The 19,841-nt window shown below is 58.8% G+C and carries 23 protein-coding genes and 1 tRNA gene; 7 read left to right on the forward strand and 17 right to left on the reverse strand.

What is annotated here, in order from left to right; all coding sequences use genetic code 11:
• Positions 1-57: 57 nt before the first annotated feature.
• Positions 58-1,107 carry a cysteine desulfurase family protein gene (locus LA304_RS10340; protein ID WP_224503058.1) on the reverse strand — a complete coding sequence of 350 codons (1,050 nt, stop codon included), beginning with the start codon at positions 1,105-1,107 and terminating at the stop codon, positions 58-60.
• Between the two features lie 39 nt (positions 1,108-1,146).
• Positions 1,147-1,608 (reverse strand): Fe-S cluster assembly transcriptional regulator IscR, encoded by a 462-nt coding sequence (gene iscR / locus LA304_RS10345; RefSeq protein WP_224503059.1) that lies wholly within the window; start codon positions 1,606-1,608, stop codon positions 1,147-1,149.
• A 341-nt stretch (positions 1,609-1,949) separates the two neighbouring features.
• On the opposite strand from iscR, the gene LA304_RS10350 reads away from it, so the two are divergent.
• Genes LA304_RS10350 through LA304_RS10360 form a run of 3 tightly spaced genes read left to right on the forward strand, consistent with a single transcriptional unit; the run spans position 1,950 to position 4,065 of the window.
• Positions 1,950-2,603 (forward strand): alpha/beta hydrolase, encoded by a 654-nt coding sequence (locus LA304_RS10350; protein WP_224503060.1) that lies wholly within the window; start codon positions 1,950-1,952, stop codon positions 2,601-2,603.
• Positions 2,604-2,617: 14 nt separating this feature from the next.
• Positions 2,618-2,887: a hypothetical protein gene (locus LA304_RS10355; protein ID WP_224503061.1), complete on the forward strand. Its 270-nt coding sequence runs from the start codon at positions 2,618-2,620 to the stop codon at positions 2,885-2,887.
• The gene (locus tag LA304_RS10360; RefSeq protein WP_224503062.1) at positions 2,887-4,065 is read left to right on the forward strand and encodes an HD domain-containing protein; all 1,179 of its coding nucleotides are present in this window, start codon (positions 2,887-2,889) and stop codon (positions 4,063-4,065) included. Before LA304_RS10355 ends, LA304_RS10360 begins: the two co-directional genes overlap by 1 nt.
• On the opposite strand, the gene LA304_RS10365 is transcribed toward LA304_RS10360, so the two are convergent.
• The 3 genes from LA304_RS10365 to ctaA are packed head-to-tail and all read right to left on the reverse strand — an operon-like array spanning position 4,062 to position 7,114.
• Complete coding sequence (locus tag LA304_RS10365) at positions 4,062-4,484, reverse strand: PaaI family thioesterase (protein WP_224503063.1); 423 nt, start codon at positions 4,482-4,484, stop codon at positions 4,062-4,064. The two genes, LA304_RS10360 and LA304_RS10365, sit on opposite strands and share 4 nt — an antisense overlap.
• Positions 4,484-5,965 (reverse strand): carboxypeptidase M32, encoded by a 1,482-nt coding sequence (locus LA304_RS10370; RefSeq protein WP_224503064.1) that lies wholly within the window; start codon positions 5,963-5,965, stop codon positions 4,484-4,486. The genes LA304_RS10365 and LA304_RS10370 overlap by 1 nt, the downstream gene beginning before the upstream one ends.
• A gap of 3 nt (positions 5,966-5,968) precedes the next feature.
• Positions 5,969-7,114, reverse strand: a complete 1,146-nt coding sequence (gene ctaA, locus LA304_RS10375) for a heme A synthase (RefSeq protein WP_224503065.1) — start codon at positions 7,112-7,114, stop codon at positions 5,969-5,971.
• Positions 7,115-7,269: 155 nt separating this feature from the next.
• On the opposite strand from ctaA, the gene LA304_RS10380 reads away from it, so the two are divergent.
• Entirely contained in the window at positions 7,270-7,671 is a 402-nt protein-coding gene (locus LA304_RS10380; protein ID WP_224503066.1) for an SH3 domain-containing protein, read from the forward strand.
• 48 nt (positions 7,672-7,719) lie between these two features.
• Here LA304_RS10380 and LA304_RS10385 read toward each other — a convergent pair whose 3' ends face one another.
• A complete protein-coding gene (locus LA304_RS10385; RefSeq protein WP_224503067.1) occupies positions 7,720-8,466 on the reverse strand; it encodes an RNA methyltransferase in 747 nt (248 codons plus the stop codon).
• Between the two features lie 113 nt (positions 8,467-8,579).
• Here LA304_RS10385 and LA304_RS10390 point away from each other — a divergent pair, with 113 nt between their 5' ends.
• Positions 8,580-9,203, forward strand: a complete 624-nt coding sequence (locus LA304_RS10390) for a thiamine phosphate synthase (protein WP_224503068.1) — start codon at positions 8,580-8,582, stop codon at positions 9,201-9,203.
• 4 nt (positions 9,204-9,207) lie between these two features.
• Here the strand turns inward: LA304_RS10390 and LA304_RS10395 are convergent, their stop codons facing one another.
• The 3 genes from LA304_RS10395 to LA304_RS10405 all read right to left on the reverse strand — a co-directional run bounded on the left by LA304_RS10395 (position 9,208) and on the right by LA304_RS10405 (position 11,164).
• Positions 9,208-10,050: a lysophospholipid acyltransferase family protein gene (locus tag LA304_RS10395; protein ID WP_224503069.1), complete on the reverse strand. Its 843-nt coding sequence runs from the start codon at positions 10,048-10,050 to the stop codon at positions 9,208-9,210.
• A complete protein-coding gene (locus LA304_RS10400; protein WP_224503070.1) occupies positions 10,047-10,823 on the reverse strand; it encodes a GNAT family N-acetyltransferase in 777 nt (258 codons plus the stop codon). Before LA304_RS10400 ends, LA304_RS10395 begins: the two co-directional genes overlap by 4 nt.
• Before the next feature lie 161 nt (positions 10,824-10,984).
• On the reverse strand, positions 10,985-11,164 hold the full coding sequence (locus LA304_RS10405) for a DUF3553 domain-containing protein (RefSeq protein WP_224503071.1): 180 nt from the start codon (positions 11,162-11,164) through the stop codon (positions 10,985-10,987).
• Between the two features lie 35 nt (positions 11,165-11,199).
• Between LA304_RS10405 and LA304_RS10410 the strand changes: the two genes are divergently transcribed.
• On the forward strand, positions 11,200-11,799 hold the full coding sequence (locus tag LA304_RS10410; RefSeq protein ID WP_224503072.1) for a histidine phosphotransferase family protein: 600 nt from the start codon (positions 11,200-11,202) through the stop codon (positions 11,797-11,799).
• A gap of 46 nt (positions 11,800-11,845) precedes the next feature.
• Here the strand turns inward: LA304_RS10410 and LA304_RS10415 are convergent, their stop codons facing one another.
• The 7 genes from LA304_RS10415 to LA304_RS10445 all read right to left on the reverse strand — a co-directional run bounded on the left by LA304_RS10415 (position 11,846) and on the right by LA304_RS10445 (position 18,246).
• Positions 11,846-13,111 (reverse strand): glutamate-5-semialdehyde dehydrogenase, encoded by a 1,266-nt coding sequence (locus tag LA304_RS10415; RefSeq protein ID WP_224503073.1) that lies wholly within the window; start codon positions 13,109-13,111, stop codon positions 11,846-11,848.
• Entirely contained in the window at positions 13,108-14,223 is a 1,116-nt protein-coding gene (gene proB, locus LA304_RS10420) for a glutamate 5-kinase (protein WP_396022183.1), read from the reverse strand. The genes LA304_RS10415 and proB overlap by 4 nt, the downstream gene beginning before the upstream one ends.
• A complete protein-coding gene (obgE, locus tag LA304_RS10425) occupies positions 14,211-15,257 on the reverse strand; it encodes a GTPase ObgE (protein ID WP_224503074.1) in 1,047 nt (348 codons plus the stop codon). Before obgE ends, proB begins: the two co-directional genes overlap by 13 nt.
• Positions 15,258-15,429: 172 nt before the next feature.
• On the reverse strand, positions 15,430-15,975 hold the full coding sequence (locus tag LA304_RS10430; protein ID WP_224503075.1) for a GNAT family N-acetyltransferase: 546 nt from the start codon (positions 15,973-15,975) through the stop codon (positions 15,430-15,432).
• A gap of 246 nt (positions 15,976-16,221) precedes the next feature.
• On the reverse strand, positions 16,222-16,491 hold the full coding sequence (gene rpmA / locus LA304_RS10435) for a 50S ribosomal protein L27 (RefSeq protein WP_224503076.1): 270 nt from the start codon (positions 16,489-16,491) through the stop codon (positions 16,222-16,224).
• 22 nt (positions 16,492-16,513) lie between these two features.
• Positions 16,514-17,092, reverse strand: coding sequence for a 50S ribosomal protein L21 (locus LA304_RS10440; protein WP_224503077.1), 579 nt, complete (start codon positions 17,090-17,092; stop codon positions 16,514-16,516).
• A gap of 266 nt (positions 17,093-17,358) precedes the next feature.
• A complete protein-coding gene (locus tag LA304_RS10445; protein ID WP_224503078.1) occupies positions 17,359-18,246 on the reverse strand; it encodes a hypothetical protein in 888 nt (295 codons plus the stop codon).
• 218 nt (positions 18,247-18,464) lie between these two features.
• On the opposite strand from LA304_RS10445, the gene LA304_RS10450 reads away from it, so the two are divergent.
• Positions 18,465-18,554 (forward strand) — tRNA-Ser (locus LA304_RS10450).
• Positions 18,555-18,810: 256 nt separating this feature from the next.
• Here LA304_RS10450 and LA304_RS10455 read toward each other — a convergent pair.
• Positions 18,811-19,443, reverse strand: coding sequence for a tyrosine-type recombinase/integrase (locus tag LA304_RS10455; protein WP_224503079.1), 633 nt, complete (start codon positions 19,441-19,443; stop codon positions 18,811-18,813).
• Between the last annotated feature and the right edge of the window lie 398 nt (positions 19,444-19,841).

Genomic DNA, 19,841 nt, shown 5'->3' on the forward strand with positions numbered 1-19,841 from the left:
CGGGGCCATTCGTGGCCCTCTAATGTTTCTTTCTCGCGCGCCAACCGGCGCAATTCTCTATGCCGCGCGCTTTTTCCAGCGCGCATACGCGGAAAGCCATGCTTTGGCAAACCGCTCCAACTCTTCTTTCGTCACATCCGGCCCGATGGAGACACGCAATGCGCTCGTTGCAGCATCCGCATCAAATCCCATCGCAGTGAGAACCGAAGAGGCCTTCACCTTGCCAGACGAACAGGCCGAGCCCGCAGACACCGCGAACCCCGCCAAATCCATTTGCATCACCTGTGTTTCACCGCGCCAACCGGGGGTGATCAGGTTCATTGTGTTAGGCAGCCGTTTGGCGCCCTGCCCGACAAAGATGGGGTCTTCCACCCCGTCTGCCAACATTGCTTCGAGATAATCGCGCTTCTCCGCGACCTCATCCCACAGCCCGTCGGCCAATGCCTTGCTCGCAGCTTCTGCTGCCGCGCCAAATCCGGCGATCCCGATCAGGTTCTCGGTGCCGGACCGGCGCCCCATTTCCTGCCCACCACCGCGAATGCGGGCGGTGACGTCGAGACCCTGCTTGAGCACGAGCGCGCCCACACCTTTCGGCCCGCCAATCTTGTGCGCCGAAATGAGCGCCATATCCGCGCCGAGCCAGTTAAACGCCACGGGGATCTTGCCGAAGCCTTGCGTCGCATCACAAACGGCCAAACCCTCGGGGATCTTCTGAATGATGCCTGTCTCGGAATTTGCAAGCTGAACCGTGCTTTGCGCGGGGTCTGTCACAGTAACCACCCCATCCTTCGCAACCGGCAGATCAACCTCACACCACGCGGACACCGCGTCATGCTCAACGCCTGCGCAATGCAAATTGCGATCGGTCAGAGCCAAAGCAGCGCCCTCTGTGGAGCCAGACGTAAACACAACATCCGCGCCCTGCGCGCCAAAAGCCTCAGCCACCTGCGCTCGCGCGCGTTCCATCAGCCCCTTGGCCGCACGGCCCTCACCATGGACAGACGACGGATTGCCGACCACATCCATGGCCGCAATCATCGCCTCACGCGCCGCCTGCACCAGCGGTGCAGTCGCGTTCCAGTCGAGATATGTGCGGGTCTTGGTCATCAACTCTTCTTCTTGGCTCAAATACTCAAAAGGCGGGCGTCACTCTTCATCCACAACGGCAAAGAGGTTCGGCACCGCAGGACAGGGGCGCAACTCATTGCGCACGACGTCAGAGAGGCGGGTCTGGTGCAGGAACACGTAGACATGCGCTGACAGACCTTCCCACAGGCGGTTGGTCATGCTTTGCGCCCGAGAGCCAGAGACACCGCCAGACGCGCCCGCACCAGTGTGCAGCGCGGAAACTGTTTCATCCACAGCCCCCAAAATGTCGGAGACACGGATTTCAGACGCCGCTTTCGCGAGTTTGTAACCGCCACCTGGCCCGCGCACGGATTCAACCAGCTCCGCACGACGCAGTTTCACAAACAACTGCTCCAGATACGGCAGGGAGATGTCCTGACGTTTTGAAATCTCTGCCAATGACAACAGATTGCCATCCGGCAACAAGGCCAGATCGACAAGCGCCACCATGGCGTAACGTCCTTTCGTCGACAGCTTCATTCCCGTCCCCCTTCTCTGTGCGGGCCACAAACCACATCCATTTCGCCTCTTCCCCGAAAAATGACGTGGTTTCAGACCCAATAAACGACTCAAAACCGATGCAATGCATTGACGCGCACGCGATAGGGCCTTACCTCCGTATCACCCGCGTATACTTTGCTTTCGGTCAATTTAGAATGCTTCTAAATATCCCGAGCAATTCCGTCAAGTATTGAGCGCAAGAATGACGGCAATAAAGCGCAAGAAGAGAAAAAGCCGCCCGGACCCATCCATCTCCAGTATTTATGGAGCGCGCAAACTGGATCGGCGACCGCGAGCGACATGAGGAGAATGGGACAAAGATGCCCGAAGTGATTTTTCCCGGCCCTGAAGGCCGGCTCGAAGGCCGCTATCACCCCCAAGCCCAGAAAGACGCCCCCATCGCGATTATCCTTCATCCGCATCCGCAATTTGGCGGAACGATGAACAACCGCGTCGTCTACAACCTGCACTATGCATTCCACAAAATGGGCTTCACCGTTCTGCGGTTCAACTTCCGTGGCGTGGGCCGTTCGCAGGGCGAATATGATCAGGGAGTGGGTGAACTATCTGATGCAGCATCCGCACTCGACTATCTCCAGTCGATGAACCCGAACGCGAAACATTGCTGGGTCGCGGGCTTTTCCTTCGGCGCATGGATCGGCATGCAGCTCTTGATGCGCCGTCCGGAAATCACCGGATTCATCTCCGTCGCACCGCCTGCGAACATGTACGACTTCTCGTTCCTCGCGCCCTGCCCGTCCTCCGGTCTCATCATCAACGGCACCGCCGACCGCGTCGCACCGCCGAAAGATACCCATGTGCTCGTGAACAAACTCCATGAGCAGAAGGGCATCACCATCACCCACGAGGAAATCGAGGGCGCAGGTCACTTCTTTGAAGATCCGCACATGGATGAGATGATCGGAACCGTCGACAGCTACGTGCGCCGCCGCCTGACCGAGAACACACGCTAAGAGGGCCAATTCCCATGGGGATTATGGAAGAACTCGCCGACCAGTTGGCGAAAGACACGATCGACGCAATCGACATTATCCAAGATGAGCAGCTCATTCAGGATGTCGCGCGTGTGATTGGCGCCTCTTCCGTGACAACCCAGGAAGCCTTCATGACAGCAGCGCGGGTGCGTCTCGCCGAGAAACGCGCCCGTGACTACCTCCAGAAACGGCTTGCCGAGGCCCGAGAGGGCGTCGCGCCATCCGCACCGCCCCCCGGGGCAGAAGACGACATCGAATACTAATGACTGACATTGACGCGACCACCCGACTAGACGCCCAATACGCCTTTCTCATGGAGGCCGACCGGCTCAAAACGGTGGAGCGCGCGAACCAGCTCATGAATCGCAGTCGGTTCGAGAATTCCGCCGAACATAGCTGGCACGCCTGTTTGCTCGCCCTGCTCTGCGCCCCGCTGGCGGGCGACGGTGTCAACCTTGATCTTGCGATCAAAATGCTGATCCTGCACGACATTGTTGAGGTGGACGCGGGCGACCACCCGATCCACATTCTCTACGACACGGACGACATCCGCGCGCGCGAACTGGCAGCTGCTGACCGGATTTACGGCCTCTTGCCAGACGATCTTGAAACTGAGTTCCGCGCGATTTGGGCGGAGTTCGAAGCAATGGAAAGCCCGACGGCACGCTTTGCGAAATCCGTCGATTTCCTCGCCCCCGCGCTCCAAAGCATCGGCGCTCCGCAGCAGATCGACGAAGAGATTGAAATCGTCGGCGGCAACCTCGCTCGTGGACGGGCGGTCAAAGCCAAAGACATTCTGCCGGTGCTGTTCGATTTTACGAAGGCCGCGTTTTATGATGAGCCGACCGATCCGAAGATGGCGCAGCGCTTTGCGTTTTGGTGCGAGGCGGACAAGCTCAAATCCGTCCTCCGTGCCACCCCCATTGCCGACGGATCGCGCCGCGAGAATACGGGTGAGCATTCGTGGCACATCATGCTCTACGCGCTCACTTTGGCCGATCATGCAAGTGAAGGTGTTGATGTAAGTTTGGCGCTCAAGATGCTGCTTTTGCATGATATTGTCGAAGTGGACGCAGGCGACACTCCGATCCACGGCGCGGTCTCAGAGGAAGCTGTGAAAGCACAGGAAGAGGCCGAACTCAAAGCGGCGGAGCGTCTCTTTGGCCTCCTGCCAGGAGATCAGTCCAAGTCCTTTCGCGCGATCTGGGATGAGTTCGAAGCGGCAGAAACACCCACCGCCGTCTATGCGAAATCCATCGACCGCTGTCAGCCCGTCATGCACAACCTTGCGGATGACGGCGGCTCATGGCGGACCTATGACGTGAAGCTGCACCAACTCGACACACGGGTCGGGGCCAAAATCAGCCGCGGCTGCCCGTCGCTCTGGCCCTACATCCGCGCCAAATGTGCGCCGTGGTTTGTGGCGCGTCAGGCGCTCTAACGCGTCGGCGGGATGGAATAGGTCATCGACGCGTGCGCGAGGATCGCATCGCTTTCCGGATTGCGGATCATCACCTGCCCGACCGCGAGGCTGCGCCCAAGTTTGAGCAGAGACGCCTCCCCCAAAAGCGGCACACCAGCCTGCGGCTTTCGCATGAAATCGATATGCGCGTTCGTCGTCACGGCCAACGCCACCGGCCCGATCTTCGCTAGAATGGCGAGATAGATCGCGACATCCGCCAAAAGGAACATCGTCGGCCCGGACACAGTGCCGCCGGGCCGCAAGTGCGCATCGTCTGGATCAAGCCGGAGCGTCACGCTCTGCTCTGTCACCTCATCGACAGACAAAAGCCCCGCAACCTCGCGGAACTCTTCTGCGATGAACCGCTCGAGCGCGGCCTGATCCATGACGTTTTGCATCAGAACCCGTAGATGGAGCCGAACTTCTCTTCGAGATAGTCGAGAAGCGGCACCTCGGTCGGTTCAAATCCACAGGCATGGACGATGGTGTCACGCGGCTCACGCAAGCCGCCGTATTTCTGTACCTTCTCTTTGAGCCATCCGGTCGCGGGTGTTGTGTCCCCTGACTCCAGAGCCGCATCGAGCTTCGGCAGGTCTGCGCGTAGCGCCTGATGCAGACAGCCGGCATAGACGTTGCCCAGCGAGTAGGTCGGGAAGTAGCCGAACAGACCCACCGGCCAATGAACGTCCTGCAGGCAACCATTGGAAATCTTATCGACTTTGCGCCCGAAGTCCGCCTCGAACCGCGCATCCCAGGCTTCGGGAAGATCATCGACCTCTAGGCTGCCCCCAATGATCTGACGTTCGAGGTCAAAGCGCAGGAGGACGTGGAGGTTGTATTGGACCTCGTCAGACTCCGTGCGGATATAGCCCGGCGTCACACGGTTCACAGCGGCAAAGAAGGCCTCAGGCGTGTCGATCCCGAGATCGCCAAAGGTCTCCTGCATCTGGCCGAACAGGTAGGTGGTGAAGGCACGCGAGCGGCCAAGCTGGTTCTCATAGATCCGCGACTGGCTCTCGTGCACGCCCATAGACACGCCCTCGCCCAGTGGCGTCAGGAGGTAGTCGCGGGAGATGTTCTGCTCATAGCAGGCATGCCCGACCTCATGGATCGTCGAATAGATGGAGTTGAACGGGTCTTCGGGGTTGGTGCGTGTGGTGATGCGCACGTCGAGACCGCCACCGGACGAGAACGGGTGCACGGCCTTATCAATGCGCCCATGTGCAAAGTCATAGCCGAACGCGGCGGCGAGACCTTCGGTCAGCGCCATTTGTTTGTCTTCATCAAAGGTGCCTTCGAGGCCCTTCGGCGTGTCGGCCCCGAGGATTTTGTCACGCAGCGCCACGAGACGCGGACGAAGGGCACCGAACATCTGATCGAGTTCCGCACCGGACGAACCCGGCTCGTAATCCTGATGGAGCGCGTCCCAGAGATCGTGATCTGTGCCAGCGGCGAGCGCTGCGGCCTCTTCACGACGCAGACGCACGACCTCTTTGAACGTGGGCGCGAAATGGGCGAAATCATCGCGCGCGCGGGCCTCGGCCCAGACGCCTTGGGCCACCGAGGTCACGCGCGCAATCTCGGCGGCAAGTTTCGCGGGCACTTTGGTGTTGCGGTCATAGGACTGACGGATATGGCGCAGTTTGGCCAAACCGACCTCGCCGAGCACCTTCGTGTCGATCTTTGACAGCCACTCCGCAATCCGCGGATCGGTGCGACGGGCATGCAGGACGGACTCAATGGCGGCGAGTTCCTCACCACGTTGCTCCGCCGCGCCTTTCGGCATGACCGTTTCCTGATCCCAGCCCAAACGACCGGAGATCGCCTTGAGCGCCTCGGTCTCTCGGGTGAAGGCCATCAACTCATCATATGCGGACATGTATCAAAGGCCCTCCCGGACCGACTGGGATGTGGGGTATTGGCTCAGGAAGCGCGCGCGAGAAATCGTCACGAACAGAGCGACGGCACCGATCTGGTGCGCAATCCCGAGGGCGAGCGGCGCACCGTGCACGAGCGTCACAATGCCGAGGATCACCTGCAGGAACAGCATCGCCATCATGAGCGTAAACGCCCCTGCAGTGGCACGGTTCGCCGATTTGCGGCCCTTGAGCCAGACAACGACGCCGTAGATGAACAGCAGATATCCCGCCATGCGGTGCATGAACTGCACGGTCGCCGCATTTTCAAAGAAGTTGCGCCAAATCGGGGCATAGTCCCACGGGTCCGGCGGCAGGAACTGCCCGCCCATGAGCGGCCAATCGGTGTAGCCACGACCAGCGTCGATCCCCGCAACAAGCGCGCCAAGCAGGATTTGCACAAAGGCAAGGTGCAGAAGTCCGGTGGACATGCCGAAGAGTTTCGCATCCCGCGCACGACGCGCCTGCATCAAGACAGCTTCCGAGCGGCCGAGCAGGAAGACATACCACGCGATGAACCCGAGGATGACAAAGGCAAGACCGAGGTGTGTGGCAAGACGGTAGGACGCCACATCGAGACGCGATCCTTCGAGGCCGGAGGACACCATCCACCAGCCGATTGCGCCCTGTAAACCCCCAAGCGCGCCGATAAAGATCAAACGCTTGTGCCAGCCGGTCGGGACCTTTTTCGCAGCCGCAAAGCCGACATAGCCGAGGAACCACACGAGACCGATCACACGACCCAGTTGGCGATGCCCCCATTCCCACCAGTAGATCGACTTGAACTCGGAGAGGGACATGCCCTCGTTCTGCAACTGGTATTCAGGGATTTGCTGATACTTCTCGAATTCTGCGACCCATGTGGCCTCATCGAGCGGCGGAACGGCCCCCGTGACAGGTTTCCACTCCGTGATCGAGAGACCGGAATCCGTGAGGCGTGTCAGACCGCCGACCGCAATCATCAACATGACGAGCGCAAAGATCACCATGAGCCACGCGCGAATGCCGCGCCGTGCGCCGGTGCCCCCCTTTTCGATCAGACCACCTTTCGCGGCTGGTTGGGCCTTTTCGTCGCTTCCGACCTCTTCGAAAATGCTGCGTTTTTGCGCCATGGGGCATCCCTTGATCTTGTTTCGGTGAAACCTAGGCAGGCGCGCGCCGAAGGGCAAGCAGGATCAGGCGGAACTCTGCCCATGACAGAGCGGATATGGAACAGAATGCGCAGCGCCGCGCGTTGAGTGGGTGAACTGAGAGAAAGGAGGATCCTATGAACCCTCTCAAAACCAACATCACCGCCGCCCTCGTGGGCGCTACCGTTCTGGCGGCCCCGCTGGCCACCGCTGCGCAGGCCCAAACGCAAGTTCAGACCCAAGCACGCGCCGATTACATCGTCGGCAGCAGCTACCTCAATGCCCGCTCTGGTCCGGGGACCGAATACCATGTCGTGACCGTTCTCGAACCCGGCACGCCGGTGAATGCTGTCGCGCAGCAAGGCAGCTGGGTGCAAATCGCCTCGCCCGGTGCGGCTCCGATGTGGGTCTATGGCACTTATCTCGCGCCGGTGACCACGCCTGCGGAGGCGAATACGTTGTTGATCGTTCCGCAGGCCAAGCCCGATCCGTCAAAGCCGTCGTTCGAGGGTCAGTATCCCCTCGTGATCCGTCAATAAGGATTACGGAGAGAGCGCACTGCGCTCTCTTTTCGCTTCGAGGGCCCGTTAGCTCCGGTCCTTCCAGCGCTTCATCTGGCGCATCATACCGTGGAAAATCTGCACATCCGCACGGGTGAGCGGCATCCGCGACCATAGGTTCCGGAGGTTCATCTTCATGCCCTCCGCCTTGTGATCAGGGAAGAAGAATCCGGCCTCATCGAGAATTTCTTCATAGTGATCGCCGAGTTTTTCGACCTCGAGGTGCCCTGCCCACTCCGTTTTCGCCATCTCCATGACTTCCGGCTCAACCTCGGTCGTCTGACGGCCCCACTCGTAGGACATGAGGAGTACCGCTTGCGCGAGGTTCAGGGACGCGAACTCCGGATTGACCGGCACGGTGACAATCGCATTCGCCTCAACCACGTCCTCATTCTCAAGACCCGCGCGCTCCGGCCCGAACATGACGCCGACTTTCTTGCCCTCTGCAACGAGCGCACGAGCGTGCTCCATCGCGCGTTCGGGGGTCATGATCGGCTTGGTGATCCCGCGCATCCGCGCCGTCGTTGCAATCACATAGTCACAATCGGCCACCGCATCGCGCACATTGGCAAAAAGCCCCGCCTCATCCAACAGACGCCCCGCGCCCGAGGCCATCGCAACGGCCTTTTGGTTCGGCCAGCCGTCGCGGGGAGCGACGACGCGCATCCGGTCCAGCCCGAAATTCCACATCGCACGCGCAGCCCCACCGATATTCTCCCCCATCTGCGGACGGACGAGGATGATTGCAGGGGTTGGGCCTTTGAGATCGGACATAGAGCGCTCCTTTTCGGTCTTCCGCGCAGATAGCCGCATTTGCACATGCTCGCAAGGCTTCCCCCCGCGCACGGCTTCGGCTATAGCGGGCAAAACTCCACCTGAGGTGCCCCATGTCCGAGCAAAACGAACTGCCGCAGATCTATCTCCTGACACCGACCGCGTTCGAACCGGAAGAGTTTGCCCCGAAACTCGCCGCTGTGCTCGATGCGCATGAGGTGGCCTGTGTGCGTCTCGCTCTGGCGTCCAAAGACGAATACACCCTCGGCAAAGCCGCCGACGCCTGCCGCGAAGTCTGCCACGCCCGCGACGTCGCCATTGTGATCGAGAGCCACGTCTCCCTCGCAGAGCGTCACGGCCTCGACGGTGTGCACCTCACCGATGGCGCCCGCTCTATCCGCAAGGTCCGCAAAGTGCTCGGCGATGACGCGATTGTCGGCTGTTTCTGCGGCGCGTCCAAACATGACGGCATGACCTCAGGAGAGATTGGCGCGGATTACATCGCATTCGGTCCCGTGGGCGACACCGACCTCGGCGACGGCACCAAAGCGGAACGCGATCTGTTCGAGTGGTGGTCGATGATGATCGAAGTGCCGGTTGTCGCAGAAGGCGCGCTGAGCATCGACCTCGTCAAAACCTTCACCCCCGTCACCGACTTCTTCGCCGTGGGCGATGAAATCTGGTCGACCAACGATCCGGTGAAAGCCCTCGGCGATCTGATCGCGGCGATGGGCTAAGGCCTCACGCGTCCTGATAATCGTCCGGAATTTCCGGCAAACCTGACCGTACGGCCGCCTCGCAGCGGGCGGCCATTTCTTTGCGGTCTTTCACGTCTTTGATCGCAATCGGCGCGTGGAAGATGACACGGACGCCGCCTTGGGGTTTGGCTTTGAGAACCTGCAAGAGCGACGGGCCGAATTCCATGTCACCCCACCAGCCGTAGAACCGGACGTCCTCCCCCTCGGGCGAGATGTAGTGGACGGTGACGGGCTGCACCCAGACCTCATCGCGCAATTCCGGCGCGAAGAACGCCGCGAAAAGCGTTGGTTTAAAGGGCAAAACCCGTAGGCTGTCTGAAGAGGTGCCCTCTGGGAAGAACAACAATTTGTGTCCGAGATGAAGCCGCTCTTCGAACATCGCCTTCTGCTGCGCGGCCTCTTTGCGGTCGCGGTTGATAAACACAGTACCGGACGCTTTGGCCATCGTCCCGATGCCGGGCCATTTGGCGACCTCGGCCTTAGACACAAAGAAAATCCGCTGAACCGCGTTCAGGACGAAGATGTCGAGCCAGCTTGAATGGTTCGCCACAACCGCCCCGTGATGAGTCATCGGGCGACCTTCGACGATGAGCTTTAGCCCGAGAAAGCGAAGTGCATTGCGGGAGACAAACCGTGGAAAGACACTCGACCACGGGCGGCGCTTGCCGACCAGAAGCGCCTCAACTGCGCGGGTCAAATACATGAGCACCATGCACACGACGATCATCAAAACGATCGGCACACCACGACGAATTGCCCTCAGCGTCCCACCAGAGGCTGGCTTCGGCTCACTCGGGGGAATGCGGCTCTCCCACAGAGGGCTCATCGACGCCCACCCGTATAGAGCGCGCGCTGGCGCGGTGACACGTTGTCCATATCGAGGATCAAAAGCACATCGACGGTGTTGAACGCGTGATCAACGAACGCGCCCTCTCCGACCGTGCCGCCGAGGCGCAAATAGGCCTTGATCAGCGGCGGAATGGCGAACATCGCGCGTTTGCGGTCAATCGCGTCTTCTGCAACGAGGTCCATTGTCTGGAAATTCGTCTCCAGCGCACGGGCACGGAGCGCTTCCGGCGCCAGATGACGATGATGTAGGTAAGAGAGAGCCTCCGCATGCGGCGCGACATCCGCGCCAAAGAAGGAAGCCGTCCCGAACAGAACATCCACATCGTTTTCAAGCACATAGCGCGCGAGACCGGCCCACATCTCGAACAGAGCCGTGCCGCCACGATACTCTTTGGCGACACAAGACCGCCCGAGTTCGAGGAGCCGACGTCCGGACGCGATCAGGGGCGCCAGATCATATTCGCTCTCGGAATAGAAACGCCCGATCTTCGCAGCTTTTTCGCCGGAGAGGAGACGATACACCCCGACGCATTGCTCAAGTGGATCGACAGAGCGCGTCGGATCAATGAGCATGAGGTGTTCATAGTCATTGTCGAACCGGTCGGCCTCAAGCATAGCCTCGTGATCCACCATCTCGCCATCTGACCCGAGCTCTTCGACGAACACACGATACCGCAGACGCTGCGCGGCGCGCAGGTCATCATCGGTTTCTGCAAATTTCAGCAGGAAATGCGTCTCAAGCACGCTCATCGAAGGCCTTGGATGTCTAATTCTTTCGCGGGTTTTAGGGATTTGTTTACCTTCATGCAACAACTTGGGCGAAACGCGAAAAAGGATTGCACGCTATAGTTGTTCTTTGCAAAGATGGCTGCGACCATAAGATGAAAATCCCAAAGGGAGGCGACGAGACCTCAGTCAAACACAGGAAGAAGCGCGACTCGACGGCTGTCGATGACGATCTTCCCAGCATGTTGAAACATAACGGTAATCTTTCCGTTGATATTCGACTGCACCTGCCCTTGCCCCCAATCGGCCTGCGTCGGGTGACGGACCATCTGTCCGGGTTCAAGCATTGAGTTGAGATCGTCCATGATCTGCCCTTTTCGAAATGTTCTCTGGAGACACCATGCCCCATGACCTGACACGCGACGTTGCCGCCATGATCGGCTCGCGCATTTGCCATGATCTGATCAGCCCCGTGGGCGCAATCTCCAATGGCCTCGAACTTCTCACCATGTCAGGCATCACCGCAGGTCCTGAACTCAGCCTTATCTCCGAAAGCGTAGAGAATGCAAACGCGCGGGTGAAATTCTTCCGGATTGCGTTTGGATCTGCGTCGGAAGGTCAAAAAGTATCCGCTGCGATGATGATGGACATCCTCAAAGGCATCTCCACCACACGTCTCACCTACGACTGGACCACCGAGGGCGACGTTGAGCGAGAAGAAGCCAAACTCGCCTGCCTTCTGATCATGTGTGTGGAGACCGCCCTGCCGCGTGGCGGGGAGATCAAGGTGCAGTACGATCAAGGCCAATGGCAGATCCGCGCGACGGGACCACGGCTTACCCCCGCGCCTGAACTCCTCGCCCGCTTGGGCGCTGTGAGCGGACCGGAGGGGATCAAATCGTCAGAAATCCAATTCATCCTCGCGCCGCTACAGGCTGAGGCCCTCCTGAAACAGATCAAATGCACCTCGCATGATGAGTTCATCGCGCTGACCGCATAAAAAAAGGGGACCCCAAAGCCCCCTTTTCCAATCACTTGGCGACCGATCAGGCCCGCGTCGCGCCGTCAGAGCTCACAAGGTATTTGAAGCTCGTCAATTGCTCTGCACCGACTGGACCGCGCGCGTGCATTTTGCCCGTCGCAATCCCGATCTCCGCGCCCATACCGAATTCGCCACCATCTGCGAACTGGGTGGAGCTGTTGTGCATCAGGATCGCACTGTCGAGATGGGTGAAGAACTTTTGCACGCTGGCATCGTCCTCAGAGATGATGCAGTCCGTGTGGCTCGACGAATAGGTCTGGATGTGCTCAATCGCCTCATCAATATCCGCCACGACTTTGGCCGCGATGATGCTATCGAGGTATTCACGCCCCCAATCCTCGGAGGTCGCAGGTGTCACGCTATCGACGAGCGCCATGACGGCCTCATCGCCGCGCACTTCGATACCCTTCTCACGCAGCGCTGCAATGAGATCACGCCCGAGCGTCTCAGCGATGTCCTTGTGGATCAAAAGGCACTCCGCCGCGCCACAAATCCCCGTCCGGCGGGTTTTGGCGTTCAGAACCACGTTCATGGCCTTTTCAGGGTCTGCAGATGCGTCCACAAACACATGCACGATGCCTTCGAGGTGCGCAAACACCGGCACACGGGCCTCACGCTGCACGAGCCCCACGAGGCCTTTACCACCACGCGGCACGATCACGTCGATGTAGTCGGTCATCTGGAGCATTTCGGACACGGCGGCGCGGTCCCGGGTCGGCACGCGCTGGATCGCATCTTCCGGCAGGCCAGCGGCCTTCAGCCCCTCAACAAGACAGGCGTGGATCGCGCCGGAGCTATGGAAGCTCTCGGAGCCGCCCCGCAGGATCACGGCATTGCCCGCCTTGAGACACAGCGCACCGGCATCCGCGGTCACGTTCGGGCGGGATTCATAGATCACACCAATGACGCCGAGTGGCGTGCGCACACGTTTGATGTGGAGGCCGTTCGGACGGTCCCACTCCGCAATCACGTCACCAACAGGGTCTTTCTGGCCAGCGATGGCCTTGAGACCATCCACCATGCCCTGAATCCGCGTTTCATCGAGCATGAGGCGGTCCATCATGGCGTCCGTGAGGCCCTTGTCACGGCCAAAGGCGAGGTCTTTCTCGTTCGCGGCAATGATTTCCTCGCGGTTCGCCCAGAGCGCGTCTGCGGCGGCCAAAAGCGCGGTCGTTTTCGCCTCCGCAGAGGCCGTTGCCAAAATGCGGGCGGCGGCTTTCGCCTGCTTGCCCAGCGTTTCCATGGTCTGTTTCACATCCATCTCGGTCATGTCACCAAATCGTCCCTGTGAATGAGTGCGGCGCGGCCCGGATAGCCCAGGATCGCCTTGATATCTTCGCTATGTGCGCCCTTGATCGCCTCGGCTTCGTCAGAGGTGTAGCGCGAGAGGCCCAAACCGATGCGTGCGCCGTCTGGTCCCAGAACCAGAACCGGCTCCCCGCGTCCAAAATGGCCGACCACTTCCTCGACACCCACTGGCAAAAGGGATTTCCCTTTTGCGAGCGCCGCGACGGCCCCCGCGTCGATCATGATCTCGCCCTTCGGCTTCATCGCCCCGATCCAGCGTTTGCGCGCGTGATCCGGGTCTTCGGTCGCCGTGAACCAACTCACCCGCGCCCCATGTTCAAGCGCGAGAATGGGCCGCATTTTGGACCCTTCCGTGATCGCCATGGCGCAGCCACCTGCGACAGAGGTCTTCGCAGCCATCACTTTGGTCTTCATCCCGCCTTTGGAGACGCCGGACACCGGATCACCGGCCATATCCTCAATCTCGGGCGTGATGTCGTCGATGACAGGCAAATGTTTTGCCGTCGGATCGACGGACGGGTTCGCGGTGTAAAGTCCGTCGACGTCGGACAGGAGGATCAGACGGTCCGCCCCGATCGTGACGGCAATATTCGCAGCCAAACGGTCGTTATCGCCATAACGGATTTCATCAGTCGCGACGGTGTCGTTCTCATTCACGATGGGCACGACGCCAAGGCGGAGCAAGGCATCCAACGTCGCACGCGAATTGAGATAGCGGCGGCGGTCGGCGCTATCTTCGAGCGTCAGCAAAATCTGCGCGGTCGTGATCTGATGCGGGTCGAGCACCTCTTGGTAGGCGCGCGCGAGGCGGATTTGCCCCACGGAGGCGGCCGCCTGTGATTGTTCGAGCGGCAGCTCACCCGTCGGCAGGCAAAGTATACCGCGCCCGAGCGCAATCGAGCCGGAAGAGACCAAAATCACCTGCGTCCCGCGATTGCGGAGCATGGCGACATCTTCGGCGAGACCGGAGAGCCAATCCGCGCGCAATTGACCGGCCTCGACCAACAGGGCCGAGCCGATCTTGATCACCACACGTTTAGCACCGTCCAGCGTCATCGGGGTCAGGGTTGCCACGGCTCTTCGTCCTCATCACCCTGCTCTTCTTTTTTGATGCGCAGGCGATCCATCGAAATCTCCGCTTTGAGCGCGCGCAGAACGGTATCGACACCTTCACGGGACACACCCGACATAGTGTAAACACGCCCACCAGAAGCGGCCTCAAGCGCTTGACGTTTCTCGTCAATTTCCTCTTCGAGCAAACTGTCGACTTTGTTCAGAACCGTGATCCGAGGCTTGTCGCCGAGGACCTCGTTGTAGTTACTGATCTCGGTGATGATGGTCTCATAGTCGCCAACCACATCCTCCGACGTGCCGTCCACGAGGTGCAGCAGAACCGCGCAGCGCTCCACGTGGCCGAGGAACAGATCGCCCAGACCACGGCCTTCGGACGCGCCTTCGATCAGGCCCGGAATGTCGGCGACAACGAATTCCGCATTATCAATGCCGACCACCCCGAGGTTCGGGTGCAATGTCGTGAAGGGGTAATCCGCGATCTTCGGTCGTGCGTTCGACGTCACCGACAGGAAGGTCGATTTGCCCGCATTCGGCAGCCCCAGAAGGCCTGCATCCGCGATAAGTTTGAGGCGGAGCCAGATCGTCCGGTCCAGACCCGGTTGGCCCGGGTTCGCCTTGCCCGGCGCCTGGTTTGTCGCAGATTTAAACCGCGCGTTGCCCCAGCCACCGTTGCCGCCTTTGGCGAGAACGACGCGGTCACCCACTTCGGTCAGATCGGCGATCACAGTTTCCTCGTCCTCATCAAGGATTTCGGTCCCCGCCGGCACACGCAGGATGATGTCATTGCCATCCTTACCAGTGCGGTTGTTGCCCATGCCACCCTGCCCGTTCTGGGCAAAAAAGTGCTGCTGATAGCGGAAGTCGATGAGCGTGTTGAGGCCCTCGACTGCCTCTGCAATCACAGAGCCGCCGGTCCCGCCGTCGCCACCATTCGGCCCGCCGTATTCGATAAACTTCTCGCGGCGGAAGGAAACACAGCCGTTTCCTCCGGAACCGGAGCGGATGTAAACCTTGGCGAGATCGAGAAATTTCATAGGTTCGTCCTTTGAGGGCTCCGACATGGAGCTTTCGGGCAGATGTAGCCCGCCTGAGCGTTAAACTCAATGCAGGTTGTTTGGTATGAGAAATCACGGATTTCGATGAAACGCCCCGCACTTTGGAGAGCACGGGGCGGAAACGTAATCAGTGCGCCGAAGCAGCGTGTCTTCACAGCTTGCGCAGATAGGTCCAGGTCGGCACGCGCGCACCACGGGCGACGGAATAGGTTTCCGCATCACCGATGTAATCAAAGCCTGCGGCTGTCACGACACGCGCAGAGGCCTGATTGTCTTGGAAAATCTCTGCGAACATCGTGTTAGAGTTGAGCGGGTTTGCCTCGATCAGCGCCTTGAGCGCCGCGCGGGCCAGACCCGTGCCCCAGAAACTCGGCGCGACCCAAAAGGCCACTTCGCTCTGATCGCGATCGAGCGGCTTGAGGGAAATGACACCAAGCACCTCGGACAAACCATGCGCGGAACCGTCCAGAATCCAGACCATTTCCTTCGCGTCCTCTTTCAAAGCGCGACTGATAAAGGCCTCCGTCGCCCCCGGCGGCATCGGATGCGGCAAGGAACGCGAATTGCGCGCGACGCGAATGTCGCTCGCATACATATTGAGAAGACCTGCATCAGAGTGACGCGGCGGGCGCATCACGAACCGCTCGGTTTCGATCACTGCTTGTGCGGGACTGTCTTTTACCGTGTCCATTCTCATTCTTTTCCTCCCAAAAGAGTGGTCCGCGCGGCCACCGACCTCCCAATCGGATTGCGGCCCGCCTCCGTAGTCTAAACGTCAATTGTGACATTTTCTCGGAGACTGCAGGAGCCATATTCGTCCGTGCGGACGCTCATTTGGGCAAATTTTATCAAACAATTCAAGCGCCATATGGGCCAGCGCTCTAAAACGTGAAAAGGGACCGGCGATGGCCGATCCCCCTCAATCTTGTATCCGTCGGGCGGATTATTCGGCTGCTTCAGCGACCGGAAGCACGTCTACGAAGGTGCGCTTCTTCAGGCCTTTGCGGAAAGCAACTTTGCCGTCCGTGGTGGCGAAGATGGTGTGGTCTTTACCAAGACCAACGCCTTCGCCCGGCCAGAATTTGGTGCCGCGCTGACGCACGATGATGTTGCCAGCAATTGCTTCCTGACCACCGTAGAGTTTCACGCCGAGACGACGACCTGCGGAGTCGCGACCGTTACGGGATGAGCCGCCTGCTTTTTTATGTGCCATGGTGTTCTCTCCTTAACGTAACTTACTGAGCCAGATCTTTGGCTTGTGCAACCCACTCGGCTTTCACTTTGACGGCGTCGAAGGTGTCGACGTCAACAGCTGCGAGCTGAGCAAAGGTGGTGATGCCTGCGTCTGCGAGTTTCTTCGCAGCAGCCGGACCCACACCGGTGATGGCGGTCAGATCGTCTGCGCCTGCAGCGGCCGGAGCGGCAGCAGCAGCGGCTTTCGGTGCAGCAGCCGGAGCAGCAGCAACGGAACCGGCACCAACAGCAGCTTTGACACCAGTTGCATCAGCGCCAGACTCGAGAATGTCGGTGATGCGGAGCAGCGTGAGCTGCTGACGGTGACCTTTTTTACGCTGCGAAGAGTGCTTACGACGACGCTTGACGTAGTGGATGAGTTTCTCACCCTTGATCTGGTCGATGACTTCGGCTTGCACCGCAGCGCCTTCCACAACGGGGGCGCCGATGGTGGAACCAACCATCAGAATCTCGTTGAACTGGATTTTTTCACCAGCATCTGCAGCAAGCTTTTCCACGCGAAGAACGTCGCCGCTCTGCACTTTGTATTGCTTACCGCCAGTTTTCAGAACCGCAAACATGCAGTCTTCCTTTCGATATACCCGCGTTCTGTGGCCCCGGACCTGCCCCCACAGGGGATTCTCCGGCGTTGAGATGCCTCGAACGGCGCGCCCCTCTCGGGACGAGATTTTCATGTAACATATCGATTTGTCAGGACTTTTAAAAAGCGATCAGACAAAAAGACATCACCCGGTCGCACCAGTTAGGCCCGCCGGGTGGCGGCTATATCCGGAATTACGCCTCTAAAGTCAAGTGTTTCTTAGAGCTTATCCCGGCTACCTGAGTGTCAAAGGTCTTCGCCGTCAAACTGTTGCAGGACCTTCGCAGTCCCTGCCCCGAGCCCGCGCGAGATATGCTCATAAACCGCATCGAAGGCCGCAAACAAGGCCGTATTGAGCTCTTGGCCAGCCTCGGTCCGCGAAAACTCGACATAGTTTTCGAATTCTTCATCAGACAACTGCGAATACGCGACCGTCGAGAACCCGTAGACCCATTCGGCAACATCCGCACGCACTTCCGGCTCGGACGCCCAGATCTCGCGCAGGATATCGTCGTCGCTCATATTCTCATCCAAGGTGAAGCCTGCGGACCACAGCCCCTGATAATAGGCGATATCGCTGTTCATCGCGCCCACGACATTCATATCCACGAGATCGTTGACCGTCACATAGTCCTCAATCAGCGTCGCACGCTTGGTCTCAGGATCAATCGACGCCCATGCATCGCCCGCCGCCATCTGCGCGTCTTCGGAAGAGAGCGTCTTGCGTGTTTCAAGCTCTAGATGCGCGATCCGGTTTCCGAGATCACTCTCATAGAAAGACAGCATCTTTTCAACGTCGCATCCCTTGAGCGCGGCTGCCATCTCATCCGCAAACGCACGGGTCATGACATCTGTATCATAGAGACGCGTCAGCATCACCTCCCACGCCTGTTTCGGAACGCCGTAGCCCGCTGCGACAAAATCGTCAGCCATAGACTGACCTTCATCAGCCAGAACATGAACAACTTCATCGAAGAGGATCACATCCATCAAAGCGTCGATCTGAACCTGCGTCGGCCCCGTGACATCAGCAAACGCCCCGCTCGCACCTAGAAAAAGCCCTGCGCCCACACAGAGACCATAGCTTTGCTGTGGCAAGCGCTTCATTTCGGTGATCAGCCTGTCATATCCCATTGCTTATGTCCTTCGTTTGCTTCTCAGAGTGGTGCAACCTGATGTCGAGCTAAACAAAGAGAATTCGATAGCTCAAGTCACAACCTGAAAAAGCAGGCGCTACGCGACTTTCCGCCACCCCAAATTCTTTCGCTGCGAAAAGAATGCACAACGAGCGGCAGTTAGGGGTTGCACAGTAGGCAGACCAAAGATAAATCACCGCCTCACAGACCCTTCGCGGAGAGGTGCCGGAGTGGTCGAACGGGGCGGTCTCGAAAACCGTTGTCCCTTCACGGGGACCCAGGGTTCGAATCCCTGTCTCTCCGCCATTATCTCCCTGATATTAAAGAATTATATTCGACTGGCGCACGAGCAGCGCTATCTTCACATATCACGTCGCGGCCTCAAAAGGTGTCATACTATGACACTTTTTGAGCCGCTGAGTTTACCAACTATGCCGCCTTTTCCTTCTCTTCACGTTGCTGGGGATTGCATATGGCGGCAACGCCGCATGATGTTGCGATAAAAAAGGCCCCGCAAAATTGCGGGGCCTTCCTGTATTCCTGTAGTCAGTTGCAACGCAATTCATCGGAAGCCGTTGTTGCCATCGGATTTGACCTTTGCCTGTTGTGCTTGGGTCAGATACCTCAGGTAATACCGCTCGGTTGTCAGCACCGAGCCGTGGCCAATGTATTGTTGGACACGATAGATAGACCAGCCCTCTCTGAGACGCTCAATCGCGAACTTATGCCTCAGATCATGCAACCGTGCTCCAAACCCGGTTTCTTGCCCGTACTCCCAGAACAAATTTGACGGGTCTCTGTAGTAACCATGGTCCGTCTTGTTCGAAAACACATAAGGAGAGCTATTTGAACGACGGATTTTGAGCAAGATGTCGATTACAGCTTGCCGCAATTCAATTGCCCTTACTTTTCCGCCTTTCGTGTGGTGCAACGTCACTTCCACGTGTCCTTCGATCGGATTTTCCAACCCGACAATATCCGACCATTGCAACATCGCCATTTCCGTCACGCGTCCACCAGTCGCCTCCAAAAAGCCCGGAAAATGAGTCAACGTGCCGGGAGCCCTTGCCGCCAAGCGCACAATCGCCTCCTTCTTTGGCAGGATAATGTCAGGCAACACCTCTTTCATCCCCTGCCTTTCGAATGCGCGCACAGGATTTTTTTCAATCCAGCCGTCATTCTTGATCGCGGTCATCCGGTTCGCAAATGCCGTCAGATCACGATTGATCGTTGCAACCGTGCCTCCACAATCCCTCCTTCGAGACACAAATTCAGACACGACCGCTGTCGTGTTCTCAGATGCCATAAGCTCATCGAGGTCACGCCCTTCATCATCGCAATACTCGTCGAGGACCGCTGCGATCTCGCGCAGACTTGTACGATAACGTTTACGCGTCGTCTCCGACCAAGACCGGGAAGCGTCATCAAGCCGGTTATAGAACTTGAAAAAGCCTTCTTCGAAACTCCAGTTATCCTCACCTGCCTGAGCCAGCCCTTTGAGTTCCGCTATGCGTTTCTGAGCCTCCCCATTTGAACGGGTCCACCCCTATGTTTAGGAAATGGAGGACCAGCTATGGCAAACAAGCGACCGAA

Origin of the sequence: Celeribacter litoreus (genome assembly GCF_020165855.1) — a bacterium.
Taxonomy (GTDB): Bacteria; Pseudomonadota; Alphaproteobacteria; order Rhodobacterales; family Rhodobacteraceae; genus Celeribacter; species Celeribacter litoreus.

Excerpts from the sequence above, each read along its gene's own strand:
- LA304_RS10365 (WP_224503063.1), bottom strand. The coding sequence starts at position 4,484 with ATGCAAAACGTCATGGATCAGGCCGCGCTCGAGCGGTTCATCGCAGAA.
- LA304_RS10390 (WP_224503068.1), top strand. The coding sequence starts at position 8,580 with ATGTCCGAGCAAAACGAACTGCCGCAGATCTATCTCCTGACACCGACC.
- LA304_RS10340 (WP_224503058.1), bottom strand. The coding sequence starts at position 1,107 with ATGACCAAGACCCGCACATATCTCGACTGGAACGCGACTGCACCGCTG.
- LA304_RS10350 (WP_224503060.1), top strand. The coding sequence starts at position 1,950 with ATGCCCGAAGTGATTTTTCCCGGCCCTGAAGGCCGGCTCGAAGGCCGC.
- obgE (WP_224503074.1), bottom strand. The coding sequence starts at position 15,257 with ATGAAATTTCTCGATCTCGCCAAGGTTTACATCCGCTCCGGTTCCGGA.
- rpmA (WP_224503076.1), bottom strand. The coding sequence starts at position 16,491 with ATGGCACATAAAAAAGCAGGCGGCTCATCCCGTAACGGTCGCGACTCC.
- LA304_RS10355 (WP_224503061.1), top strand. The coding sequence starts at position 2,618 with ATGGGGATTATGGAAGAACTCGCCGACCAGTTGGCGAAAGACACGATC.
- LA304_RS10415 (WP_224503073.1), bottom strand. The coding sequence starts at position 13,111 with ATGACCGAGATGGATGTGAAACAGACCATGGAAACGCTGGGCAAGCAG.
- iscR (WP_224503059.1), bottom strand. The coding sequence starts at position 1,608 with ATGAAGCTGTCGACGAAAGGACGTTACGCCATGGTGGCGCTTGTCGAT.
- LA304_RS10370 (WP_224503064.1), bottom strand. The coding sequence starts at position 5,965 with ATGTCCGCATATGATGAGTTGATGGCCTTCACCCGAGAGACCGAGGCG.
- LA304_RS10445 (WP_224503078.1), bottom strand. The coding sequence starts at position 18,246 with ATGGGATATGACAGGCTGATCACCGAAATGAAGCGCTTGCCACAGCAA.
- LA304_RS10380 (WP_224503066.1), top strand. The coding sequence starts at position 7,270 with ATGAACCCTCTCAAAACCAACATCACCGCCGCCCTCGTGGGCGCTACC.
- LA304_RS10400 (WP_224503070.1), bottom strand. The coding sequence starts at position 10,823 with ATGAGCGTGCTTGAGACGCATTTCCTGCTGAAATTTGCAGAAACCGAT.
- LA304_RS10395 (WP_224503069.1), bottom strand. The coding sequence starts at position 10,050 with ATGAGCCCTCTGTGGGAGAGCCGCATTCCCCCGAGTGAGCCGAAGCCA.
- LA304_RS10405 (WP_224503071.1), bottom strand. The coding sequence starts at position 11,164 with ATGGACGATCTCAACTCAATGCTTGAACCCGGACAGATGGTCCGTCAC.
- LA304_RS10410 (WP_224503072.1), top strand. The coding sequence starts at position 11,200 with ATGCCCCATGACCTGACACGCGACGTTGCCGCCATGATCGGCTCGCGC.
- LA304_RS10440 (WP_224503077.1), bottom strand. The coding sequence starts at position 17,092 with ATGTTTGCGGTTCTGAAAACTGGCGGTAAGCAATACAAAGTGCAGAGC.
- LA304_RS10455 (WP_224503079.1), bottom strand. The coding sequence starts at position 19,443 with ATGACCGCGATCAAGAATGACGGCTGGATTGAAAAAAATCCTGTGCGC.
- ctaA (WP_224503065.1), bottom strand. The coding sequence starts at position 7,114 with ATGGCGCAAAAACGCAGCATTTTCGAAGAGGTCGGAAGCGACGAAAAG.
- LA304_RS10430 (WP_224503075.1), bottom strand. The coding sequence starts at position 15,975 with ATGAGAATGGACACGGTAAAAGACAGTCCCGCACAAGCAGTGATCGAA.
- LA304_RS10385 (WP_224503067.1), bottom strand. The coding sequence starts at position 8,466 with ATGTCCGATCTCAAAGGCCCAACCCCTGCAATCATCCTCGTCCGTCCG.
- LA304_RS10360 (WP_224503062.1), top strand. The coding sequence starts at position 2,887 with ATGACTGACATTGACGCGACCACCCGACTAGACGCCCAATACGCCTTT.